This is a genomic window from Pseudomonas spirodelae (genome assembly GCF_034653255.1).
Classification (GTDB): domain Bacteria; phylum Pseudomonadota; class Gammaproteobacteria; order Pseudomonadales; family Pseudomonadaceae; genus Aquipseudomonas; species Aquipseudomonas spirodelae.
Map to the genome: position 1 here is coordinate 1 of NZ_JAYEET010000049.1, position 3,381 is coordinate 3,381.

The 3,381-nt window shown below is 55.3% G+C and carries 1 protein-coding gene and 2 pseudogenes; 2 read left to right on the top strand and 1 reads right to left on the bottom strand.

The features are described from left to right. The coding region (locus tag SOP97_RS16630; RefSeq protein ID WP_244155387.1) for an ATP-binding protein at positions 1-172 on the top strand (172 nt) is incomplete at its 5' end. Positions 173-352: 180 nt separating this feature from the next. After that, a pseudogene (locus SOP97_RS16635) lies at positions 353-3,079 on the top strand (DEAD/DEAH box helicase family protein); the annotation flags it as partial. 147 nt (positions 3,080-3,226) lie between these two features. On the opposite strand, the pseudogene SOP97_RS16640 reads toward SOP97_RS16635, so the two are convergent. Beyond that, positions 3,227-3,381, bottom strand: a pseudogene (locus SOP97_RS16640) (IS5/IS1182 family transposase); the annotation flags it as partial.

Below are 3,381 nucleotides of genomic sequence, written 5' to 3' on the forward strand. Positions count from 1 at the left end.
CAAGATGACCACCGCCCTGCTGGATCGGCTGACCCACCACTGCCACATCGTCGAAACCGGTAACGAGTCCTATCGCCTGCAACACAGTAGCTTGGCGGCCCAGGCCAAGATCAAATCACGGGAGCGAAAGCGTAAGGGCGGCCAAGAACCGGAGGACGATGAGCCGTTCTGATTTCATGGCGACGACGGCCTGCTACATGGCTGCGTGTGGCAGGTCTTAAACAACTGAACTGGGCTAGCGAAGGAGTGGGGGCAACAGCAGCTGCGCTGGTAGACTTATCCACAGTTGCTGGTAACAAAATCAGCAATCCGCCCTGGGTCAAATTTCAATCGGCAGGGTGGGTCAATTTTCCATCAGCGCCAACACCCAGCCACCACCAAGGCGGATCGCCTCGCCGCCGAAATGCTCAAGCGCCACGATGCCGAGCACATGAGCGTGGTCTTCTCCACCTATCACTCCATCGACGTAATCAGCCGCGCCCAGCACGATTACGACCTGGCAGCGTTCGACCTGGTGATCTGCGACGAAGCGCACCGTACTACCGGCGCAACCTTTGACGAGGATGATGAAAGCACCTTCGTGCGCATCCATGATGCCGATTACATTCGAGCCGCCAAGCGCCTGTACATGACCGCTACACCGCGCATCTATGGCGACAACGCCAAGCTCAAGGCCGAGTCTGGCGAAGTCACACTCTGCTCGATGGATGACGAAGCCCTATATGGCAAAGAACTGTTCGTTATCAACTTCTCCGAGGCCGTCCAGCGCGGCCTGCTCACCGACTACAAGGTGCTGGTACTCACTGTTGAAGAGAGCGTCATTAGCCGCCGTCTCCAAGAGCTGCTAAAGGACGAAGACAACCAACTCAAGGTGGACGACGCCGCCAAGATCGTCGGCTGCTGGAAGGCGCTGGCCAAACAAGGGCTGGCAGAAAACCTAGTAGGTGATGATCAACCCATGAAGCGCGCCGTTGCCTTCTGTCAGGTCATCTCGCCCAACTACAAGGGCACCAAGCACAAGGTCAGCTCCGTCAATATCGCCAGCATGTTCCAGTCGGTGGTTGAGTCTTATCAAGAGTCAGAAAACATTGATGAAGCCTCGCGCATCGTCTGTGAGGCAAAACACGTTGATGGCGGCATGAATGCCAGTCAGAAGGAAACCAAGCTCAACTGGCTCAAGGAAGAAGCCCCAGCCAACACCTGCCGCATCCTCAGCAACGTGCGCTGCCTGTCCGAAGGTGTGGACGTACCAGCACTGGATGCCGTGCTCTTCCTCACCCCACGTAACTCCCAAGTGGACGTGGTTCAGTCAGTTGGCCGGGTAATGCGCAACGCACCGGGCAAGAAGCGCGGCTATGTGGTGCTGCCGGTGGTCATTCCAGCCGGCATGGAACCCCACGAAGCGCTCAACGATAACCAGACCTACAAAGTGGTCTGGCAGGTGCTCCAGGCACTGCGTTCGCACGACGACAGTTTTGACGCCATGGTCAACAAGCTCGACCTGATCGGCTCAGATCCGCGCAAGATGGAAGTCATCGCCATCACCGACAAGGCCGACAAGAAGGCGAAGAAATCCAGCGGCACGAGCAACGGCCAGGCCGGCAAAGGCAAGTTCGGCATCGGCAGCAAAAACCACGATGCCGAAGGCCAGATGACCCAGCAGGCTGACCTGACCTATGAAGTGGGTGAGATCGAAAAAGCCATCTACGCCAAAATCGTCGATAAGTGCGGCAACCGCCACCACTGGGAAGACTGGGCCAACGACATCGCCAAAATCGCACGCACCCACATCGACCGCATCCAGGGCATCCTAGAGAACCCGGCCAACACCCAGGAAAAGGCCGCCTTCAACGCCTTCGCCGCCGAGCTGCGTGACGACCTCAACGACAGCATCAGTGATGGCGAGATTACCGAAATGCTCGCCCAGCATCTGGTAACCAAACCGGTGTTCGATGCGCTGTTCGATGAGTACAGTTTTGCCAAGCACAACCCCATGGCGAAGGCCATGCAAGGCGTGCTGGACGCACTCCATGAACACCACCTGGAGAAGGAAGCCGACACCCTAGAGAAGTTCTACGCCAGCGTGCGGCAGCGTGCCTCGGGTATCGACAGTGCTCAGGGCAAACAGAAGATCATCGTCGAGCTGTATGACAAGTTCTTCCGCAACGCCTTCCCCAAGATGACCGAGCGCTTGGGCATCGTCTATACGCCGGTCGAGGTGGTGGACTTCATCCTCCACAGCGTCAATCACCTGCTGCAACAGGAGTTTGGGCAGACCCTGGGCAGCAAGGGCGTCCACATCATCGACCCGTTCACCGGCACTGGCACCTTTATCACCCGACTGATCCAGTCGGGCCTGATTAAACCGGAAGAGCTGCCTCACAAGTACAAACACGAGATCCACGCCAACGAGCTGGTACTGCTGGCCTACTACATTGCTGCCATCAATATCGAAGCGGCCTATCACGGCGAAGTGATCGACGAGTACACCCCGTTTGAAGGAATCTGCCTAACCGACACCTTCCAGATGTACGAAAAGGACGATCTGGTAGACGCGCTGTTGGAGGACAACAGCGCCCGTCGTAAGCGTCAGAAAGACTTGGATATCCGAGTTATTGTGGGTAATCCGCCGTATTCGGTCGGGCAAAATGACGCTAACGACAACAACGCCAATATCAGCTACCCACATTTGGATATGAGAATTCGCTCCTCCTACGCTGCCAGCTCTAATGGGGCTAACGTACGGAATCTTTACGATAGTTACATACGTGCTATCCGTTGGGCTTCTGATCGAGTCGGCAACGCAGGTATCATTGGTTTTGTAACTAACGGGGGCTTTCTTGAGAAGTCAGCTACGGATGGGATAAGGAAATGCCTAGCACGCGAGTTTTCTAATATATATGTCCTTAATTTGCGTGGAGATATTCGTAAAAACATGCTGAGTAAAGGTCGCGCTAAAGAAGGGCAGAATATCTTTGGTAGCGGAAGCATGGCGGGAATTGCCATTTCAATCTTGGTGAAGAACCCGGAAAACTCAGAACACGGGCATATTTATTATCACGATATTGGAGATGAGCTAAGGATGGTCTGAAGTAGTCATGTATTTCTGGCTAACTTCAGCCTCCGCCGATTTTGAAAGCGGCAAATCGATCAAAAGCGATCAGATCACCCGCTTATTTCTGTGTTTTTAGCCGCCGCAAGCACCTCGCGGCAGCCATTCCCCGCATTACAGGCGCACCTCTCCCGCATTCGTCAGTAAATGTCTGCGCGCCATCCACAGATTCGACAGCGCGAACAGTGTCACCAGTTGCGCCGTGTTCTTCGCCAGGCCACGGAACCGCGTCTTCACATAACCGAACTGGCGCTTGATCACTCTGAATG